16 protein-coding genes and 1 pseudogene are annotated in these 18,950 nt (G+C 50.6%); 6 read left to right on the top strand and 11 right to left on the bottom strand.

What is annotated here, in order from left to right; all coding sequences use genetic code 11:
- Positions 1 to 115 precede the first annotated feature (115 nt).
- The 9 genes from rseP to rpsB all read right to left on the bottom strand — a co-directional run bounded on the left by rseP (position 116) and on the right by rpsB (position 7,904).
- Positions 116 to 1,501: a sigma E protease regulator RseP gene (gene rseP / locus V5J35_RS21605; RefSeq protein ID WP_354009115.1), complete on the bottom strand. Its 1,386-nt coding sequence runs from the start codon at positions 1,499 to 1,501 to the stop codon at positions 116 to 118.
- A 106-nt stretch (positions 1,502 to 1,607) separates the two neighbouring features.
- The gene (gene ispC / locus V5J35_RS21600; RefSeq protein WP_419095769.1) at positions 1,608 to 2,849 is read right to left on the bottom strand and encodes a 1-deoxy-D-xylulose-5-phosphate reductoisomerase; all 1,242 of its coding nucleotides are present in this window, start codon (positions 2,847 to 2,849) and stop codon (positions 1,608 to 1,610) included.
- 3 nt (positions 2,850 to 2,852) lie between these two features.
- On the bottom strand, positions 2,853 to 3,653 hold the full coding sequence (locus V5J35_RS21595; protein ID WP_354009114.1) for a phosphatidate cytidylyltransferase: 801 nt from the start codon (positions 3,651 to 3,653) through the stop codon (positions 2,853 to 2,855).
- Positions 3,647 to 4,426 carry an isoprenyl transferase gene (locus tag V5J35_RS21590; protein WP_354009113.1) on the bottom strand — a complete coding sequence of 260 codons (780 nt, stop codon included), beginning with the start codon at positions 4,424 to 4,426 and terminating at the stop codon, positions 3,647 to 3,649. Before V5J35_RS21590 ends, V5J35_RS21595 begins: the two co-directional genes overlap by 7 nt.
- Positions 4,427 to 4,530: 104 nt before the next feature.
- Entirely contained in the window at positions 4,531 to 5,088 is a 558-nt protein-coding gene (frr, locus tag V5J35_RS21585) for a ribosome recycling factor (RefSeq protein ID WP_354009112.1), read from the bottom strand.
- A complete protein-coding gene (pyrH, locus tag V5J35_RS21580; RefSeq protein WP_354009111.1) occupies positions 5,085 to 5,822 on the bottom strand; it encodes a UMP kinase in 738 nt (245 codons plus the stop codon). Before pyrH ends, frr begins: the two co-directional genes overlap by 4 nt.
- On the bottom strand, positions 5,809 to 5,976 hold the full coding sequence (locus V5J35_RS21575) for a hypothetical protein (RefSeq protein WP_354016494.1): 168 nt from the start codon (positions 5,974 to 5,976) through the stop codon (positions 5,809 to 5,811). Before V5J35_RS21575 ends, pyrH begins: the two co-directional genes overlap by 14 nt.
- A gap of 130 nt (positions 5,977 to 6,106) precedes the next feature.
- Positions 6,107 to 6,970 carry a translation elongation factor Ts gene (gene tsf, locus V5J35_RS21570; protein ID WP_354009110.1) on the bottom strand — a complete coding sequence of 288 codons (864 nt, stop codon included), beginning with the start codon at positions 6,968 to 6,970 and terminating at the stop codon, positions 6,107 to 6,109.
- Positions 6,971 to 7,127: 157 nt separating this feature from the next.
- Entirely contained in the window at positions 7,128 to 7,904 is a 777-nt protein-coding gene (gene rpsB / locus V5J35_RS21565) for a 30S ribosomal protein S2 (RefSeq protein ID WP_354009109.1), read from the bottom strand.
- Between the two features lie 349 nt (positions 7,905 to 8,253).
- On the opposite strand from rpsB, the gene V5J35_RS21560 reads away from it, so the two are divergent.
- A complete protein-coding gene (locus tag V5J35_RS21560; RefSeq protein WP_354009108.1) occupies positions 8,254 to 9,753 on the top strand; it encodes a hypothetical protein in 1,500 nt (499 codons plus the stop codon).
- 21 nt (positions 9,754 to 9,774) lie between these two features.
- Here the strand turns inward: V5J35_RS21560 and V5J35_RS21555 are convergent.
- Positions 9,775 to 10,708, bottom strand: a pseudogene (locus V5J35_RS21555) (aldehyde dehydrogenase family protein); the annotation flags it as partial.
- Between the two features lie 359 nt (positions 10,709 to 11,067).
- On the opposite strand from V5J35_RS21555, the gene map reads away from it, so the two are divergent.
- The 5 genes from map to V5J35_RS21530 all read left to right on the top strand — a co-directional run bounded on the left by map (position 11,068) and on the right by V5J35_RS21530 (position 16,768).
- On the top strand, positions 11,068 to 11,865 hold the full coding sequence (gene map, locus V5J35_RS21550; protein ID WP_354011333.1) for a type I methionyl aminopeptidase: 798 nt from the start codon (positions 11,068 to 11,070) through the stop codon (positions 11,863 to 11,865).
- A 130-nt stretch (positions 11,866 to 11,995) separates the two neighbouring features.
- Positions 11,996 to 14,713 (top strand): [protein-PII] uridylyltransferase, encoded by a 2,718-nt coding sequence (gene glnD / locus V5J35_RS21545; protein WP_354009107.1) that lies wholly within the window; start codon positions 11,996 to 11,998, stop codon positions 14,711 to 14,713.
- Between the two features lie 73 nt (positions 14,714 to 14,786).
- Positions 14,787 to 15,167, top strand: a complete 381-nt coding sequence (locus tag V5J35_RS21540) for a hypothetical protein (protein ID WP_354009106.1) — start codon at positions 14,787 to 14,789, stop codon at positions 15,165 to 15,167.
- Between the two features lie 235 nt (positions 15,168 to 15,402).
- Positions 15,403 to 16,227, top strand: a complete 825-nt coding sequence (locus V5J35_RS21535; RefSeq protein WP_354009105.1) for a DUF5718 family protein — start codon at positions 15,403 to 15,405, stop codon at positions 16,225 to 16,227.
- A gap of 259 nt (positions 16,228 to 16,486) precedes the next feature.
- Positions 16,487 to 16,768, top strand: a complete 282-nt coding sequence (locus V5J35_RS21530; RefSeq protein ID WP_354009104.1) for a hypothetical protein — start codon at positions 16,487 to 16,489, stop codon at positions 16,766 to 16,768.
- A 219-nt stretch (positions 16,769 to 16,987) separates the two neighbouring features.
- Here V5J35_RS21530 and V5J35_RS21525 read toward each other — a convergent pair whose 3' ends face one another.
- Positions 16,988 to 18,814, bottom strand: a complete 1,827-nt coding sequence (locus V5J35_RS21525) for a hypothetical protein (RefSeq protein WP_354009103.1) — start codon at positions 18,812 to 18,814, stop codon at positions 16,988 to 16,990.
- Positions 18,815 to 18,950 lie beyond the last annotated feature (136 nt).

The raw sequence follows: 18,950 nt of genomic DNA, 5'->3' as shown, positions 1-18,950 counted from the left end.
AGAAGCGATGAAAACGTGACTTTCTTCGCTCATGGCTATTAACCAATGATCAGGTGCCATTAAACCGCATAGCTCGATACAACATAGCTCAATGCAGCATAGCACCTGACCTTCATCAAAACAGTCGGCTCAGGTCGTTATACAGAGCCAGCATCATAATGCCGACCACAAAGGTTACACCAATTTTCAGACCGAGCAGCTGCACCCGCTCTGAAACCGGCTTACCCCGAACCAGCTCAACCAGATAAAACAACAGGTGCCCACCATCAAGTACCGGTATCGGTAACAGGTTAAGAACACCCAGACTGACGCTCAGCATCGACAGGAAATAGAGAAAATTTTCCAATCCGGATTGCAGTGATGCGCCAGCCACTTTAGCAATGGTTATCGGGCCGCTCAAGTTTTTAACCGAAACCAGCCCCGCGACCATTTTCCACAACGACTCAACGGTCATACTGGTTAGAGACCAGGTACTGTCCAGCGCCCTGGGCAAAGCGGCAACAGGATTGTACTGAAGTTTACGAACCATCTCATCCGGCCAGCCAACCTGCTGAACACCTGCACCAATATAACCGGACGGCTCACCATTCAGTTCTCTGACGCCCGGCGTCAGTACCAGATCAAGAATTTTACCGTTACGCTCCAGCTCAACCTGAATTTCCTGACCAGGATTGGCCCTGATCACCTGAACCCAGCTCAACCAGTCACGTACCGGTTGCCCGTTAGTGGCAACAATACGATCACCCGGCTCCAGCCCTGCAGCCTGCGCAGCCCCGTCAGGTGTCAGTTCACCCAACACAGCGGGAACCAGTGGCGTGTAAGGTTCAATACCTAACTGCCTGATCGGATCAGCAATGCCTTCACCGCTGTCATCGACGAGCCAGTTTGAAATAGCAATATTTTTTTCCCGAACGGCGGCGGAAGAAAGCTGTCCCGGCTCACCAGCCCGCACACCAACAGCCAGGTCACGGGTATCGCCAATAGAAGACAGCAATTCCATATTAACCTGCTGCCAGCCAAGGGTTTCCTCACCATCAATACTGACGATTTCATCTCCCGGAACAACACCGGCAACAGCCGCCGGACTGTCTGGCAACACCTTCCCAACCTGGGGAACAATGGTACGAATGCCAGCCATATACATGAGCCAAAGAGCAAAAATAGCCAGAATAAAATTCGCAATTGGCCCGGCTGCCACAATAGCGATACGCGCCAGCACCGGCTTGGCATTAAAAGACTCATGTCGTTCATGCTCGGCAACAGGACCTTCCCGCTCATCCAGCATCTTGACGTAGCCACCGAGAGGTATCAGTGCAATCACATATTCGGTACCCAGCTTATCCGTCCAGGTCCAGAGCGGTTTACCAAAACCCACCGAAAAACGCAGCACCCTGACACCGCACTTGCGAGCCACCCAGAAGTGACCAAATTCGTGAATGCTGACCAGTATACCCAGTGTAATGACAAAAGCAGCCAGCGTTTGTAAAGACCCAAAAATCATAGATCGCTTATTGCCTCCCGGCTGCTTCCTGCAAAATCATAGTAATCATCATTATCATGATTCCAGCCTTCAGAGGACTGGAAGTTATTCTCACGGTTTTAAATAATCAGGCACTTTCCTGCCAGTGAATAATATGCTTCCGGGCCAGTTTACGTGCCTGGCGGTCAGCATCCAGAACCTGTTCAATATCACCGGCATTATGCACCTGCAATGACTGCAACGTTGCATCAATCACTTCCGGAATACGGTCAAATCGCAGATTCAACCCCAGAAACGCATCCACTGCCTCTTCATTGGCAGCATTCAGCATAGCTGCCGCGGTCCCACCGGCAGAAGCCGCCTCCTGCGCCAGTTTCAGGCAACGAAAACGCTGCATGCAGGGGTCGTAGAAATCAAGGCGCCCAACGTCTGCCAGAGACAGCGGCCTGACCCCGGAAACAATGCGATCAGGCCAGGCCAGGGCATGGGCAATCGGTGTACGCATGTCCGGATTCCCCATCTGTGCCAACATGGAACCGTCTTTATAATCCACCAGAGAGTGGATAATACTCTGCGGATGAATCACAACATTCACCTGATCCGGTGTCGCGCCAAACAGCCAGCAAGCCTCAATATACTCCAGCCCCTTGTTCATCATGGTGGCGGAATCCACTGAAATTTTCCGCCCCATGCTCCAGTTCGGATGAGCACAGGCCTGTTCAGGCGTAATACCGGCAAAAGTATCCAGCGGGGCGTCCCTGAACGGGCCACCGGAAGCCGTTAACAGGATGCGCTCAACACCCGCCTGCTCCAGACCGTCCTGATAATTGCGCGGCATGCACTGGAAGATAGCATTATGCTCACTGTCGATGGGCAAAAGGATAGCCCCTGATTCCCTGACCGAATCCATAAATAGCGCACCGGTCATCACCAGCGCCTCTTTGTTAGCCAGCAATACTTTTTTACCGGCCTTTACAGCGGCAAGAGTAGGCAGCAATCCCGCAGCCCCGACAATAGCAGCCATGACCACATCAACTGTACTATCTGCTGCCACCTGGGCAGCAGATAGTGATCCGGACAATACCTCAGTCGTCAGCTGTTCCTGCTTAACCAGCTTTCGCAGCTCTTCTGCCGCCTGTGGATCAGCCATAACGGCACATTCCGGCACAAACTGACGAACCTGCTCAAGCATGGCACGATAGTTTCTGCCCGCTACCAGCGAACGTACCTGATAACGGTCAGCATTGCGGGCAACGACATCCAGCGTGCTTTTACCAATCGACCCCGTCGATCCCAGTACACAGACCTGCTGAATACCTTCGCGGCTCATCAAATCCGGTCGACTGAAATTACCATGTCCCGTAACCATTTCTTAACCTCCACTGCCCATCAGCGCAAGCGTAAAAACAGGCACTGCAGCAGTCAGACTGTCAATACGGTCAAGTATGCCACCATGTCCCGGCAACAGGTTACTACTGTCTTTTATGCCCCGCTCCCGCTTGAGCAGGCTTTCAAACAGATCACCCAGCACCGAAACAACACCGACTACAACGGTCAGAAGCAGCAACCCCATACCTCTGGCAAAAGTAAACTCAAAGTACAACCCGACACAGGCAGCCACCAGCAACGCCAGCAACAGTCCGCCTACCAGGCCTTCCAGTGTTTTCTTAGGGCTGACATTGACGGCCAGTTTGTGCTTGCCCAGCGCACGACCAGAAAAATAAGCTCCCACATCAGCAGCCCAAACCAGGAAGAAGACAAACAGTATTGCCATACCATCCTGGTCGTAATGCTTAAGCTGAACCAGCGCATACCAGGCCGGTACAAGAGTCAACACGCCCATAAACAGACGAAGAACTTTACTTTCACAGTATTGCGCTGTTTCCGGATAACCTTTAACCAGCACCAGTGCAACCACCCACCAGGCCGCGCCGGCACCCAGCACCAGCCAATGCGGCAACGGTGCCACCAGCCAACAGATTAACCCGGTCAGCAGGGAAAACAGCACTCTTTGAACCGGCTGCTCAAACCCGGCCAGATTAGCCCATTCCCAGGCAGCCAGCATGATAACAAGTGCTGTCAGAACAGAAAAAACTGCAGGGGAAAGAAAGATAACACCGGCAAGGGCCAGAGGGGCCAGTACCAGCGCAGTCAGAATTCTTTGTTTTAACACGTAGCCTCAGCCTCCACCTGCTCACTGGTCTTGCCGAAACGACGCTGTCGGCCTACATAATCCAGGAGCGCACGATGAAACTCTGCCCGGTTGAAATCCGGCCACAGAGTATCGGTAAAATAAAACTCGCTGTAGGCACACTGCCATAGCATAAAGTTACTGATTCGCTGTTCTCCACTGGTGCGAATCATTAAATCCGGAGCCGGCAAGCCTGCCGTACTCAGGTTCGATTCAATCATCTCCTGAGTCACTTCATCAGCACTCAACTCACCCTGCTCAACCCTCTTCGCCACCTTCTGAGTGGCCTGGGTGATATCCCACATACCGCCATAGTTCGCAGCGATGACCAGCGTGACTTTATGCTCATTCGCTGTCAGGGCTTCAGCCTCGCGAATGTGCTGCTGTATATCAGCACTGAAGCCTGATACATCTCCGATGACTTTAAGGCGGATATTATTGCGTTTCAGGCGGCGGGTTTCCCGTCTCAGGGCGCTGAGAAAAAGCTCCATAAGACCATTGACTTCTGTGCGGGGGCGATTCCAGTTTTCACTGCTGAACGCAAACAGCGTGAGTACTTTTACCCCATATTCACCACAGGCTTCAACAATATTACGTACTGCTGACACTCCGGCACGATGTCCCGCCAGACCGGGCAGTAGTCGTTTTTTTGCCCAGCGGTTGTTGCCATCCAGAATAATGGCAATATGTCGTGGCAGCTTATCTTTGGGAATTCCCTCTACACTGCCGGTTTCCATTTGCGGTGTCATTGCCATGAAGTCTTTGCTGATCTGAAAAGTTGAAGAGAAACAACAGGCTTAAGAAAACCTTGCAGGAGCCAGCCCAAAAAAGCAAGCTCCCACAAAGGCAACGGATGTGATCAGACTTCCATCAGATCGCTTTCTTTGGCAGCCAGTGCTTTGTCAACTTCAGCCACAAAGCTGTCAGTGATCTTCTGCACATCGTCAGCTGCACGACGTTCCTCGTCTTCGCTGATCTCCTTTTCCTTCTCCAGCTCTTTGAAGTCGGACAGAGCATCACGGCGGATGTTACGAATGGCGATCTTGGCATTTTCAGCTTCAGAGCGCGCCTGACGCACATAACCCTTACGGGTCTCTTCAGTCAGCGGTGGCAGAGGAATACGAATCACCTCACCAGCCGTTGAAGGGTTCAGCCCCAGGTCAGACTTGATAATGGCTTTTTCAATGTCTGGCACCATGGACTTCTCCCAGACACGCACCGCCAGGGTGCGGGCATCTTCAGCAGAGATATTCGCCATCTGACCCAGAGGTGTCTCGGAACCGTAATAGGATACCTTGATGCCATCAAGCAGGCTTGGGTGCGCACGACCCGTGCGGATTTTGTTAAACGCAATCGTCAGGGAATCCAGAGATTTCCCCATACGCTCTTTAGCGTCGTCTTTAATTTCATTAATCATTGTTGACCCCCTGAAACAAGTGTTCCTTCATTACTACCTACTACAACACTCAGCAATGCACCGGGCTTGTTCATGTTGAATACACGCAAAGGCATATTCTGGTCACGTACCAGGCAGATGGCTGTCAGATCCATAACGCCGAGTTTTCGATCCAGCACTTCATCGTAAGACAGGTGTTCAAACTTAACCGCATCGGCATGCTTAACAGGGTCTTTGTCGTATACGCCGTCCACCTTGGTGGCTTTCAGAACAGCATCAACATCGACTTCAATGCCGCGCAGGCAGGCAGCAGAATCAGTGGTAAAGAAAGGATTGCCGGTACCGGCGGAGAAAATAACGACATCACCTTCACTGAGGTGACGCATTGCACGACGATGATCGTAGTGTTCAACGACACCACTCATCGGGATAGAAGACATAACCCGGGTATTGATATTGGAACGCTCAAGGGCATCACGCATGGCCAGAGCATTCATTACCGTAGCCAGCATACCCATGTGGTCGCCAGTGACGCGATCCAGCCCCGCAGCACTGAGTTCTGCACCCCGGAACAGGTTACCGCCACCAATAACGATACCAACCTGTACACCGATACCAACCAGTTGACCAATTTCCAGAGCCATGCGATCCAGTACACCAGGATCTATGCCGAAATCATTGGAACCCTGCAGTGCCTCACCGCTGAGTTTGAGAAGAATGCGTTTGTATTTCGGTTGTCGATCATTTACCGGCATGTTCAGCTTCCGTATCAAAGATAGGCGGATAATAACATCCGGCATCCCTGCTGTCAGATAGTCTGCGCTCAGAAATACCGGATGCTGGATCAGAAACCCACCGTTTGTGGGCTTCCGGCTGGAAGCTTTCAGCCTTGTCGCCTGAAGCCTTCAAGCACCTGACTATCTCCGGCCAGTGTCACAATAAATACAACTCAGTACCGTTGATAGCCATCAGCTTCCAGCCTGGCAAGGCCGGAACCGGCTGCAACGCAATGCAACCGATCCGGCTTACTGCAGAGAAATTAAGCGCCCGCAGCCGCTGCAGCCACTTCAGCAGCGAAATCCACTTCTTCTTTCTCGATACCTTCACCCACTTCGAAACGAACGAAGCTGGAGATAGTCGCGCCAGCTTTCTTAGCCAGAGCGCCTACTTTCATGTCAGGATCTTTAACGAAAGGCTGTTCAACCAGACTGCTCTCGGACAGGAACTTGTTGATACGACCAACAATCATCTTCTCGATGATTTCAGCTGGCTTGCCAGACTGTTCAGCCTGGGCCTTGAAGATTTCCTTCTCTTTCTCTACCAGCTCAGCCGGCATGTCTTCTTTGTTAACCACCTGAGGGTTAACAGCAGCAACGTGCATAGCTACGTCACGAGCCAGCTCTGCGTCACCACCTTCCTGGCTAACCAGTACAGCGATACGGCTGTTACCGTGAACATAAGAACCCACAACACCGCCTTCTACGACAACGGCACGACGAACGCTGATGTTTTCACCGATTTTCTGAACCAGGGCCAGACGAGCCGCTTCCAGTTCACCTTCCATCAGTGCAGCAACGTCAGTTTCCTTACGTTCAAACGCAACGTCAGTTACCTTCTGAACGAATGCAACAAAGCCTTCGTCACGGGCAACGAAGTCAGTTTCGCTGTTCACTTCAACGATGATGCCGTAAGAAGCGTCATCAGCCACTTTAGTCATCACGATGCCTTCAGCAGCGGTACGACCAGCTTTCTTAGCCGCTTTAGCCTGACCAGACTTACGCATCTCTTCGATGGCTTTCTCGATGTCGCCACCAGCTTCTTTCAGAGCGCGCTTGCACTCCATCATGCCCAGGCCAGTGCGCTCACGCAGTTCCTTAACCAGTGCTGCAGAAATTGCTGCCATGGTGGATTCCTCTCGCAAATGTTCAATGTCACCCCTGAGAATGCTGATGAAGTATCGTGCTTGCAATACCTCTTATTTCGGCACTCCAGGATAGATAATGGTTACTTGTAATCTGAAAAAGGGGGCATCTGGCCCCCTTTTTCTAACACCTGGAAGATTAAGCTTCCGCGGCGTCGTCAGCCTTGGTTTCAGCTTCCGCTTCAACTTCAACTTCTACAAATTCGCTTTCAGCGCCAGTGCTGGCAGCAGAGCGAGCATCCATGATGACGTCAGCAGCTGCTTTAACGTACAACTGGATAGCGCGGATAGCGTCATCGTTACCCGGGATAACGAAGTCTACGCCTTCCGGGCTGGAGTTGGTATCTACGATACCGATAACAGGAATACCCAGCTTATTGGCTTCCTGAATAGCGATGCGCTCGTGCTCAACGTCGATAACGAACAGCGCGTCTGGCAGGCCGCCCATTTCCTTGATACCACCCAGGGAGCGATCCAGCTTCTCCAGGTCGCGACGACGCATCAGAGCTTCTTTCTTGGTCAGCTTCTCGAAGGTACCATCCTGAGACTGAGCTTCCAGATCACGCAGACGACGTACAGACTGACGGATAGTCTTGTAGTTAGTCAGCATACCGCCCAGCCAGCGGTGAGCAACGAATGGCTGACCAGCTCGGGCAGCTTCTTCGCGGATGATTTTGCCCGCAGCACGCTTGGTACCTACAAACATAACCTTGTTCTTGCCTTCAGCCAGCTTACGGATGAACTCCATAGCTTCGGTGAACGCAGGCATGGTGTGCTCAAGGTTGATGATATGAATCTTGTTGCGAGCACCGAAGATGAATTTGTTCATCTTTGGGTTCCAGAAACGAGTCTGGTGACCGAAGTGTACGCCCGCCTTGAGCATGTCACGCATGGTAACGTTATGGGCTTGCGCCATTTTTATCTCTCCTGAAACAGGGTTATGCCTCCACGCACCCCATGAGTTCGACCCCTGGCAGGCTTGACCTTTCAAAGAACCATCAAACCTTTGGGCACCCTGAGTCATGTGACGGTGCATGTGAGTTCTGTAAATAGTTTAAAAAGCTTCGATTCAGGGAGGCTGATAACAGGCCAGAATGGCTTGCAGACAGACCCCATTTAACGAAGACGGCGATTTATACCACAAAAAAAAACGAACGAAAACCTTTCACCCACCTTTCACCGCCAGAGTCAGGACATTTCCTGACCTGCCTGCCCTGCTGCGCAATGGCTAGTCTTAAACTATGTGCTCACGGAGATAAAGGATAATGGCCAGAGATCTCAGCAACCTGCAGGGAATAGCAGCCAGCGAGCATCTTATTTCTGCACAACCTGACGCGGCCAAACCCGACGCGGCTAAAAAAGTGCCAGCCGGTACCCACCAGCATCGCAAGGTCAGTCCTTCAAACTCAGAAGCAACGAAAGGGTTAAGGGAGGGCAACCCCAAACCGCAGAAAAACACACTATCCAGCAGACAGGTCACCACCAGAAGCCTCTCAAAGCAGCTTAACAGCGCCGGAAGCATTGAAGAACTCGTCAACCTCAGAAGCAGCATCACCAGCCTGAAGCCAGAAAAACAGGAAAAACTGACCAAAACCTACAGTTCCAGAATGGAGCAACTAATCCAGGCCGAAACGCAAAAGGCCAGCACACCTTCTGAGCTTCTTAAGCTGTCAGACACCATTGCTTCCCACACTCCCAGCCCCAGGGCAAGGAGGCGGCTCATCCAGGCGCTATTCTCTGAAAAAATCGAAAAACAGTGGGACAAGCTTGTTGCAGACAACTCTGACCCGGAACAGCAGGCGGATCTGCAGGTGTTACTGGAAACCCTGCTTGAGCACCCATCGCTGAGAACTTCTCACCCGAAGATTGCCAGCTACCTTGACCAGATAACTACAGAGCCTGAAGCAGAAGATGATGTAGTGTACCGGCTGCTCCAGGAACAACTGGAAAAAACAGATTCCCCCGAGCCTGAAGAAAAGCAGGAAACGGCTGAAACCAAAAAACCTGAAACAGTCTACAGCTGGAACAAGATTCAGATGGAGCATGTTCAGACCTATCCGTTTTCGCACGAGCTGGACAGTCTCAAAGAGCAGGCCTATCCTCAGCCCTTCAGCCGGGAAGCCTCCAATTTTCTGGACCGCTGCCGTAAAAAAGCGAAAAGCTGCAACCCAGATGATTTAAACCTGTTTCTGCTGCTAGATTTCCAGACCTGGACGAACAGCATTGTCGAAGACCCCGCCATCCGCACCAACCTTGAGAAAAAGCTGCTAGCGACTGCCGCAGAGCTGTTTGAGCAGCAGATATCGCTGAAAAACGAATCTGAATCCCAGCTCAATCTGAGGGATCAGTTTGAGAAACTGCTTCAGAACACATCCCTGCCCCATGACCAGCTTATGCCACAGTTTGAGAAAGCCCGTCGCACAACCGCACAGCATACCGGAGACGATCCGGACAGCTGGGGCCAGCAACTGACAGTGCTAAAATCCGGACACGGCAATCTCCTGGCCCTTTCATCGCTGATTACTTCTGCGAATGACAAAACGCGAAAACTGGCACTGCTGGAAATTTTCGTTGGGCAGAAAGCTCGCCTGCACGAAGATATGGCCAACATTCAGGAACAGATAGAGGCCAGCAGCGAAGCCGAATCCTTTGCTGACCTGCCGAAACTCTGGAACCTGGCTGACAAAGAAACCGAGTACCTGAACAACCTGAAAGGATGGACGACAGAACATGTTGAACAGGCTCGAAAATGGCTCAGAATCTGATCATTCATTTCAGAAATGTTCTCAGAAGAAACCTAACGGGTTGATGTCATAACTCACCAGCAGATTCTTGATTTGCTGACAATGTCCCAGAGCATAATTGTGGGTCTCGCGCCCTATACCTGATTGTTTATAACCGCCAAAGACTGCATGGGCCGGATACTGATGGTAACAGCTCATCCAGACCCGACCAGCCTCTAGCCCCTGACGCCTGCGCCCCAACCTGGGTTTCTGTATCAAGGGGATTACTACGGGTGATCGCCTCAATCCTCCTGACGACCATTGAAATGAATTCGTCGTATATAGATTCCCGTATCAGCACCCGGGCCGGACAGCTGCATACCTCGCCCTGGTTGAAGAAACCCAGCACAGTGCCTTCAACACACTTGCTCAGATACTCATCCTCGTGCTGAATCACATCGGCAAAATAAATATTCGGAGACTTGCCACCCAGCTCCACTGTTGAGGGGATAATATTTTCCGCCGTGCATTTAAGAATATGAGAACCAACCGGCGTTGAACCGGTAAAAGCAACCTTGGCAATCCGCTTGCTGGTTGCCAGTGCCTGACCCGCCTCGGCACCATAACCATTAACAATATTGATAACACCTGGCGGCAGTAAGTCTCTGATCAACTCCATTAACACCAGAATCGAGGCAGGCGTCTGCTCAGCGGATTTCATCACCACGCAGTTTCCCGCAGCCAGTGCGGGCGCCAGCTTCCAGCCAGCCATCAGTAACGGAAAATTCCAGGTAATAATCTGCCCAACCACACCAAGTGGCTCATGGAAATGGTAAGCGATGGTATTGTGGTCTATTTCTGCTGTAGCACCTTCCTGAGCCCGGATACAACCCGCAAAATAGCAAAAATGATCCGCCATCAGTGGTACATCGGCTGCCAGCGTTTCTCTCACAGCCTTACCATTATCCCAGGTTTCAGCCACTGCCAGCATTTCCATGAAGTCAAACCGCCCGTTACTAACCATCCCTACTGTCACAACAACATCTGACCCAGTTCAGCCTCTGAGGTGTGTCGACACAGCCGGGTCTCACATTCTCATTCACACTACCACTCTGATTTTACGCATTGATCTGGCTGACAGGTCTGGGTGAGTTTTTTACAACAGAATTTGAAACACTACGGTACTTTCGAAATACTGGGCGAAACACCAGGAGAGACTTGACAGGTGTAGTTTGAAAAGTGATGACAACGCCAATTAGAAAAGTAGCCCAACTCTGCATGAATATCACACACAACTTCTGTTAGAATCGCCCTATTACTACCCAATCACCCGACCCGACGGCTGACAACCAGTTTATTTCTATGAACGTAATTATTAAAACCCCTGAAGATATCGAAGGCATGCGCATTGCCGGACGCCTGGCAGCACAAGTGCTGGAAATGATTACCCCGCACGTCAGGGCAGGCATCACCACCGAAGAGCTGGACCGCCTGTGCCATGACTACATCGTCAATGAACAAAACGCCATTCCGGCTCCCCTGAACTATGGCGCAGCACCGGGGCGACCGGGCTTTCCAAAGTCTATCTGCACATCCATCAACCATGTCGTCTGCCACGGCATTCCCGGCGAGAAAAAGCTGAAGAAAGGCGATGTCATGAACATCGACGTTACCGTTATCAAAGACGGCTATCATGGCGACACCAGTAAGATGTTCATTATTGGCAATACCCAGCCGTTCAATGAGCGCCTTGTGCAAGTCACCCAGGAGTGCCTCTACAAGGCCATTGCCCAGGTACGCCCGGGCGTACGCCTGAGCGACATTGGTCGTATTATCCAGGAGCATGCCCACGCCAACCACTTTACTGTGGTAGAAGAGTACTGTGGTCACGGTATTGGCAAAGGCTTCCACGAAGACCCGCAGGTGCTGCATTACAACGGCTACAACGAAAATAACGACTGTATTCTGCGCGAAGGCATGACCTTCACCATCGAGCCAATGATCAACGCCGGCAAGAAAAATACCAAACTGCTGGGAGACGGCTGGACAGCAGTCACCAAAGATCATCGTCCTTCTGCCCAGTGGGAACATACCCTGCTGGTCACTGCCGACGGCGTTGAAGTACTGACCCGACGTTCAGAAGAGAACTTCTGACTGCCAGCAAGGAGCCTGACGGCGAGCAGGCTCCTTTGCAGCTCTTGCGAAAAGGGCAGCTCTTGCTAAAAGGGCAACTCCGGCGAAAAGGAAATAGTACAACAACAGCGACCAGCCATCAGGTTTCAACATGATAACGACCAGCCTACAGGTTCCCCAGTCACTCAGAACCGAGCTGTTCAATCGCAGCCAGTTTCGTGCCGACATCACGCTCTCCAACAGCGCCATCCCTGCCTACAAAAAAGCCATCAGGACAGCCCGTGAACGGCTTGACCAGTGGTTCAGAGAAGAGATAAGTATTGAAACACTGGTCGACGCCCAGACCTGGTTTATGGATGAAATCCTAACGGTCGCCTGGGAACATCTGGGCTGGAACAATGGCTGCGACATTGCCCTGCTGGCTGTAGGCGGGTATGGGCGGGGAGAGCTGCACCCGGCTTCAGATATCGACATTCTGCTGCTTCTGTCAGATAACACCTACAGCACTCACAAGGATAATATCGAGCGTTTTCTCACCCTGCTGTGGGATATCGGCCTGAAAGTAGGCTCCAGTGTTCGCTCTGTTGATGAGTGCGCCCTGCAGGCCGTGAACGACCTGACGATTGTGACCAATCTGCTGGAAGCCCGGCTGCTGTCAGGCCCCGAGGCACTGTCAGAAAGATTGCACGAGCGCATCAGCCCTGAACACATGTGGCCCAGCAAAGAGTACCTGCAGGCAAAGTTTGAAGAACAGCGGGATCGACACCGCAAATACGATGACTCTGAATACAAACTGGAACCCAATATCAAAAGCTCCCCCGGAGGCATCCGCGATATCCACATGCTGGGCTGGGTTACCCGGCGTCACTTTGGCACACACGACCTGAAAGAACTGGTGGAGATCGGTTTTCTCAGCCACAACGAACACCAGCAGTTGCAGCGCTGCAAAGCCTTCCTGTGGAGAGTGCGCTGGGGACTGCATTTTATCTCTGGTCGCTGCGAAGATCGCCTGCTGTTCGACCATCAACGCACCCTCGCTAACCTGTTCGGTTATCATGACCATAACGACTCTCTGGCTGTCGAACAGTTTATGCAGAGTTACTTCCGCACCGTATTGATTGTTGGACAGCTGAAAGACCTGTTGCTGCAACATTTTGACGACGCTATCCTGAACGCCGACCTGCCGCAGGTCATTACACCCATCAACGAGCGGTTTCAGGTTCGTAATCAGTACATCGAAACCACCAGCCCGGCGGTATTCAGCGAACACCCGCCCGCCATGCTGGAAATGTTTGTCCTGATGACCAGGGATGCCAACATACTTGGCCCCACCGCAGAAACCATCCGCCTGCTCAGGGAACACCGGCATCTGGTTGACAACGAGTTTCGTAAAGACCCGCGCTGCGCCAAACAGTTTATCAAACTGCTACAGGCTCCCTATGCCCTTACTGCCAACCTTCGGCGCATGGCAAGGTATGGCATTCTCGGGCGCTACCTGCCGGAATTTGGCCGCATTGTCGGACAGATGCAGTTTGACCTGTTTCACTCCTATACCGTTGATGCACATACACTGCTGCTGGTCAAACATCTGCGCAGTTTCACCTACAAGGAAAACGAGCAGCGTTATCCCGTTGCCTCTCAGCTGATCCGGGCCATCAAAAATCCTGAACTGCTCTACATTGCCGCCATTTACCATGATATCGGCAAAGGCCGTGGTGGCGACCATTCACAGCTGGGTGCTGTTGATGCCGAGCTGTTCTGTCGTCGCCACGGTCTGAAATCTAACGACACCCGACTTGTTGTCTGGCTGGTCAAAGAGCACCTGACACTGTCTACCACGGCACAAAAGCAGGATCTGTCCGACCCTCAGGTCATTCAGGACTTTGCCCGAAAAATGGGTTCCGTTAACTACCTGAACTTTCTTTACCTGTTAACCGTAGCCGATATCAACGCCACCAATTCGGAGCTCTGGAACGGCTGGCGCTCTTCACTCCTGCAACAGCTTTATCGTCGCACACGGCGCATGCTGGAAGGCGACATGAGCAGCCTGACGGATGTACACGACCGGGTTGCAGGTGTTAAGGAACGCGCACTGAAAAGACTGGCTGATAAAGCGCTGGATCAGCAAACTATCACCCGGCTCTGGTCAGCACTGGGCATTGAGTACTTTACCCGGCATAACTCCCGGGAAATTGCATGGCACACAGAAAACATTCTGAACCATGACAACAACAAACCTCTGGTGATTGTTCAGGAGACTGATACTGACCAGCAGGACCTTGGCGGGTCACGGGTGTTTATCTATACACCGGATCAGCCCAACCTGTTTGCGGCTGCCGTTGCGGCACTGGACCAGCTGCACCTGAGCATTCAGGACGCCAGAATCATCACCTCGTCGGATAACTACAGCATGGATACCTTTACGGTACTGGAAGACGACGGGCGTGCCATTGGACACAACCCGAAACGCATCCGGCAAATCAAACGTCACCTGCAATTAATTCTGGAGAATACTGATGATTTCCCGGACCTGATCAGCCGCCGGACGCCCAGAAAACTGCGCCACTTTGCCCGAAAGCCGGAAGTACTGATCAGCAACATTCCCGGCATCCGCCGCACCCTGCTGGAAATAAAAGCGACCGACCGTCCAGGACTGCTGGCCAAAATAGGCCGTACCTTCATGTCGCTTAACCTGCAGGTGCATAATGCCAAAATTGCCACCTTCGGAGAAAAGGTTGAAGACCGCTTTTACATTACCGACAGCCAGAAACAACCCGTTAATGATCCCGAGTTTGCAAGAACCATTTGTAAAACCCTGGAAGAAACCCTGCAGAGGGCCACTCAGGTCGATCTGATCCGGTCTCGCTGACCGCTAACGGTTCTTTTTTTTCTGAGTTTTCTTTTTAACTGAGAGCGCTGCATCATGAGTTTGAGAGACCTCAGTGAAAGTCTGGCCTGCATCAACCCCTATGGTGGGCTCAATATCCACGGCAACGGCGTACACTGTGCAATTCAGACGGGCATGGAATCGCCCCACAATATTGCTGGCCTATCTCACCGGTCAGGGTATCAACCAGGTCTACACTGCCGAGACGGAAGACCATGCCTACAACCTTGTTGTCGACAGTCGCCACTATGTCTATGTCATTGACAGCAATCAACAGTTCTACCGCCATATTCGCACCATCAGGGACTTTATCGCCGCGGCGCATAATGAGTCGGTAGACATCCGCTTTGAGGACGACTATGCCAACCCGCCGGGGGCAGCAAGATTGATATCTACCCCTGGGGAGAACTTAGCCAGCACTGGCGCAAGATCATAGAGATCAGTTATCTGGGAATCTTTCAAAGTGCAGGCGGAGCTTATACCATTAATGGCTATCTATTTATCATCATGCCTGGCACCGGGAGGTGCCTGACCTGCCACAATGGTTAGAGCTGGCTTTTGCAGTTCTGCTTCACCCCTTGTCTCTCCTTGCTCCGGGAACTCGAACTCTTCCTTTCGTACCTGTAAACTCCCGTTCCCATCAAATTAAGATCAAAAGTGACTCATTGATTATGCCGTTCAAACACGTAATCGGACTGGGCGTTGCCGGTAACTTTGCCGGACATCTGGAGCAGGCGGGTGAAGCAGCAGACTTTGTCGCAGTGAAAACGGAAGAAGCGATTGCCCCCAAGGCCATCTTTCCGTTCTATGTTCCGTCTCAGGAAGCTGGTTTTCTGTCGACTTATCCGCTGTGTAACAACACCATTGTTCCGCCGAATGATGCAGATAATCTGCAGATTGAGCCTGAAGTCGCCCTGTTGTGTGATATTCAATACGACAAAGGCAAGGTAACGGCATTAACCCCGGTAAAGTTTGCAGCGTATAACGACTGCTCTATCCGCAAACCCAGTGCCAGGAAAATCAGTGAAAAGAAAAACTGGGGGCAACAGACCAAAGGGATTTCCGGTGGCATGATTGCACTGGATCATCTGGAACCGGGTGGCGTTCTTGATCGTTTCCGTATTGCCAGCTTTCATAAGCGTGGCGATCAAATGACCCGTTATGGTGAAGACAGCCCGGTAATTGGGTACAGCTATTTTCATAAGAAGCTGTTGAGCTGGATTATTGATCGAATGAATCACCAGAAAGACGAAGGCCCTGCTGAAGATATTTCCGCTTACCTGGCGGATGCAGGTTATCCTAATCAGGCACTGATCAGTATTGGTGCGACCCGCTATACCGAATACGGCGAAACCCATTTTCTGCAATCCGGTGATACCAGTATTGTCGTGGTATACGACGGTGAGCAGTATTCTCAGGAAACGATTACAGAAATGGCGCAGGATGAGCTGTTTTCAGATAAAGGTATGTCTGTCCTGATTCAGAATGTTGCATAAAACGATGCATAAATAGTATTAGTGGTCAAAGTGCCTGCTGTATTGGCAAGCACTTTGACCAAACTGCCGGATCAATTCAGTCTGATTGATAAAGTTTGAGCCAGTTTTGGTGGCTGTAAACGTTTACCAACGCGCAAAGCCAGTGACAGCCTTCTCTGTGCATAATGACTTGTATATACTTACTCTCACATTGAATAGAGAACTTAACTAAAAATAAATAACTGAGTCAGAAATTATTATATAACTTGCCGGGGTATGTATGTGGTTTACAAGAAGAAAACGCACCAACATTTTGTCCATGATTGATTCCAACAGCCGTCGTGTTCTCAAAGAAATTACGTCGGGTGTTGCTGGCAAAAATCTCAGGGCTGCCTGCCATGAACTCCGCTGGAGAGACTTGAATAATTGTAACTGGCATTATGGAACAGAAACTTCTGAGCGTCAGGCTCTGTTGACAAAAGATCAACTTAAACTGGTCCACAAAATAGCGTTTGAGCATGGTGTGACACCCAGTTCTGTTTTATCGGCTGCAGCCTCCTGATAAAAATTCTTGCATTCAGCTAATGTGCTTCGGTAAAAGAGTGAATTATATTATTGCAGCTGGACTTTTTGGGCAGAGGTGTAGTTAGTACAACTGTCCGCTGCATGATAGATTCAAATGCATAGCTTCACCAAAATCCATCGTTACATCTGAATCTACAGCTACATCCAAATAGCGTTGTTTGTCTGTAAAAGACCATAGCCCGGTTACATTCCGGACTTATTGTTTATCTTTCTTGCCAGTGAGTCTTTTCTTCGCACCGGGTATTATATTTCCCTCAAGAACCGCTTGGTGCCGTTCATGCCTGTTCCTCAGGAATTGTGCATACCGTGCATCCAGATAAATGCTGGACCTTGATGACTCTTCCGAAGCATCCTCTGAGCCCGAAGAATCCTTCTCTTTCAGCAAGAGCTCATACAGATGGTTCAATACACTGACATTGATTCTCGTTATTTGGTGATCAGAGAATCCCTGGCCATGATCAGAAGCTTCTGTGTACACGACAAGTGCATACACAGAGGTGAAGAAGTGACGCCTCAGGTGGCTGTAAACCTCCCTTCCTTCCTCTGAGGCGCTCTCCAGTACCGTATCAACGGTATTGAAAACCCATTGAATGATATCTTCATTGGCTTCAGGCAGAGAGGCTATGTCGCCACTCTGCAGCGGCGTATAAGTGTGAGTGATGTCCTGAATAGCTGACCGCGCTAAATCATATTGGCCTAATACCACAAGCTGTAATGCTACATTCATCTCGGCGAGTATGTGCCAGATTTGGAAGTTATCGAGTTCCTCATAAGCCAGCGTGTTAGTCCTGACCCAAAAAGCTCTTCTCATTATGGCATTGGTATGAAGCTGTAGATTGTTTCTTGCGTAAGCAAGGCTGGAAAGCGGTGTATCACTGTCCTGTACTAAATGGTTGGCTAACGAATCAAGTCGTGCGATGGTGTCAACGGTATTGGCATCATGGTCGAGTGCACTTTCACGTTCGGACTCAACAGGATCGTCATGCCTTCTTTCCCGTTGAGAGATGATAAGAGCCCGGTAGTTTTGAATGATGCCAAAAGCCATTCGCATACCATTATCAAGATCACTGACAGTAAAGGCGGTTTCAGGCCCGTCAGTGGACCTGAAGACATCATCAAAAACTTCGCTGATGTATTCATTTCCGGGCCAGTTGGTAGAGGCAGGTTGATCAGCTTGAGAGTTGACAGCTGTTCTCGAGTACTGACTCATTAAGTGAATAACCATAACGAGGTACGAGATGGAGCGTCGATAGTTGGTTATCTGGTGTTCTGACAGCGCACCGTTGTTTCTGAGTCTGAGGTAATGTTGCAAAAGGAACGCATGTAAGGTGATCAGAGTATTTTGGGCAGGATGCAGGTTTTGACTGCTTAACATATCCCGCAAAGTGGCTCCGGGGTTCCCGGTCAGTTGACTCAGCTCTATACCGTTGGCCGCTGTAGTTCTGAGGAATAAGGCCTCATCAGAGCTTTCAGTGCCTTGTAGTTCTGGTCTGCCATCGACCTCATCCACTGAGTCAACTAATGGGAGAGCTGAAATTTCGTCAGCCAGTTGTTCCAAAGGCGTGCGATAGTTTGAATTAGCCTGAATGAAGGCAGTGGCCAACTGATACTGATCGATGTTAAGTCTTTCATAGAGTGCTTCGGGCATGTCCGGGAGAGTGTCGGAATTTTCCGGGTCTGAATTAAAATAAGCAGCCAGCCAGTTCACAGCACCTTCTCTCTCTTGTGGGTCTTGAGCGGTTGCCTGGTCTTCTTCACCAGATTCACCAGAGGGGTGATTGTTCCATAATGCATCCACCAGGTTGCCAGCTGCAATTTGTAGATTCAGAAATTTTGCAGCGTAATAAAATGCAGTCAGGCTACCTATGAATAACTGTAATGTTACATCATCATTTGGACTGATTTTTTTGGGATCGACCGCATGGCTGCTGATTGTGAAAACAGATAATAGAATACCCATTAACACAGCCCGAATGCTTTTTACCGATGATTTTAAATATAAGCTCTTTGGTGACGAAATCATGAATTAACCTATCACACAAATAGTTTGAATGGTTTGGATTGTATTAGCGTGTCAGTTTTGTGCTGAACCGAACAATTTCAAAGATGGTATGAAATAAAATCAGAATAACGTCATTCGGTCACTATCAGTCTAATCA

The organism is Endozoicomonas sp. NE40 (assembly GCF_040549045.1).
Lineage (GTDB): Bacteria > Pseudomonadota > Gammaproteobacteria > Pseudomonadales > Endozoicomonadaceae > Endozoicomonas_A > Endozoicomonas_A lisbonensis.
Note: the sequence above shows the minus strand (reverse complement) of the source record. Positions and strands in the feature narration are given on the sequence as shown.

What these genes read in the sequence shown, in the direction of transcription:
- rseP (WP_354009115.1), bottom strand. Translation starts at nt 1,501, where the DNA reads ATGATTTTTGGGTCTTTACAAACGCTGGCTGCTTTTGTCATTACACTG.
- ispC (WP_419095769.1), bottom strand. Translation starts at nt 2,849, where the DNA reads ATGGTTACGGGACATGGTAATTTCAGTCGACCGGATTTGATGAGCCGC.
- V5J35_RS21590 (WP_354009113.1), bottom strand. Translation starts at nt 4,426, where the DNA reads ATGGCAATGACACCGCAAATGGAAACCGGCAGTGTAGAGGGAATTCCC.
- frr (WP_354009112.1), bottom strand. Translation starts at nt 5,088, where the DNA reads ATGATTAATGAAATTAAAGACGACGCTAAAGAGCGTATGGGGAAATCT.
- pyrH (WP_354009111.1), bottom strand. Translation starts at nt 5,822, where the DNA reads ATGCCGGTAAATGATCGACAACCGAAATACAAACGCATTCTTCTCAAA.
- tsf (WP_354009110.1), bottom strand. Translation starts at nt 6,970, where the DNA reads ATGGCAGCAATTTCTGCAGCACTGGTTAAGGAACTGCGTGAGCGCACT.
- rpsB (WP_354009109.1), bottom strand. Translation starts at nt 7,904, where the DNA reads ATGGCGCAAGCCCATAACGTTACCATGCGTGACATGCTCAAGGCGGGC.
- V5J35_RS21560 (WP_354009108.1), top strand. Translation starts at nt 8,254, where the DNA reads ATGGCCAGAGATCTCAGCAACCTGCAGGGAATAGCAGCCAGCGAGCAT.
- glnD (WP_354009107.1), top strand. Translation starts at nt 11,996, where the DNA reads ATGATAACGACCAGCCTACAGGTTCCCCAGTCACTCAGAACCGAGCTG.
- V5J35_RS21535 (WP_354009105.1), top strand. Translation starts at nt 15,403, where the DNA reads ATGCCGTTCAAACACGTAATCGGACTGGGCGTTGCCGGTAACTTTGCC.
- V5J35_RS21530 (WP_354009104.1), top strand. Translation starts at nt 16,487, where the DNA reads ATGTGGTTTACAAGAAGAAAACGCACCAACATTTTGTCCATGATTGAT.
- V5J35_RS21525 (WP_354009103.1), bottom strand. Translation starts at nt 18,814, where the DNA reads ATGATTTCGTCACCAAAGAGCTTATATTTAAAATCATCGGTAAAAAGC.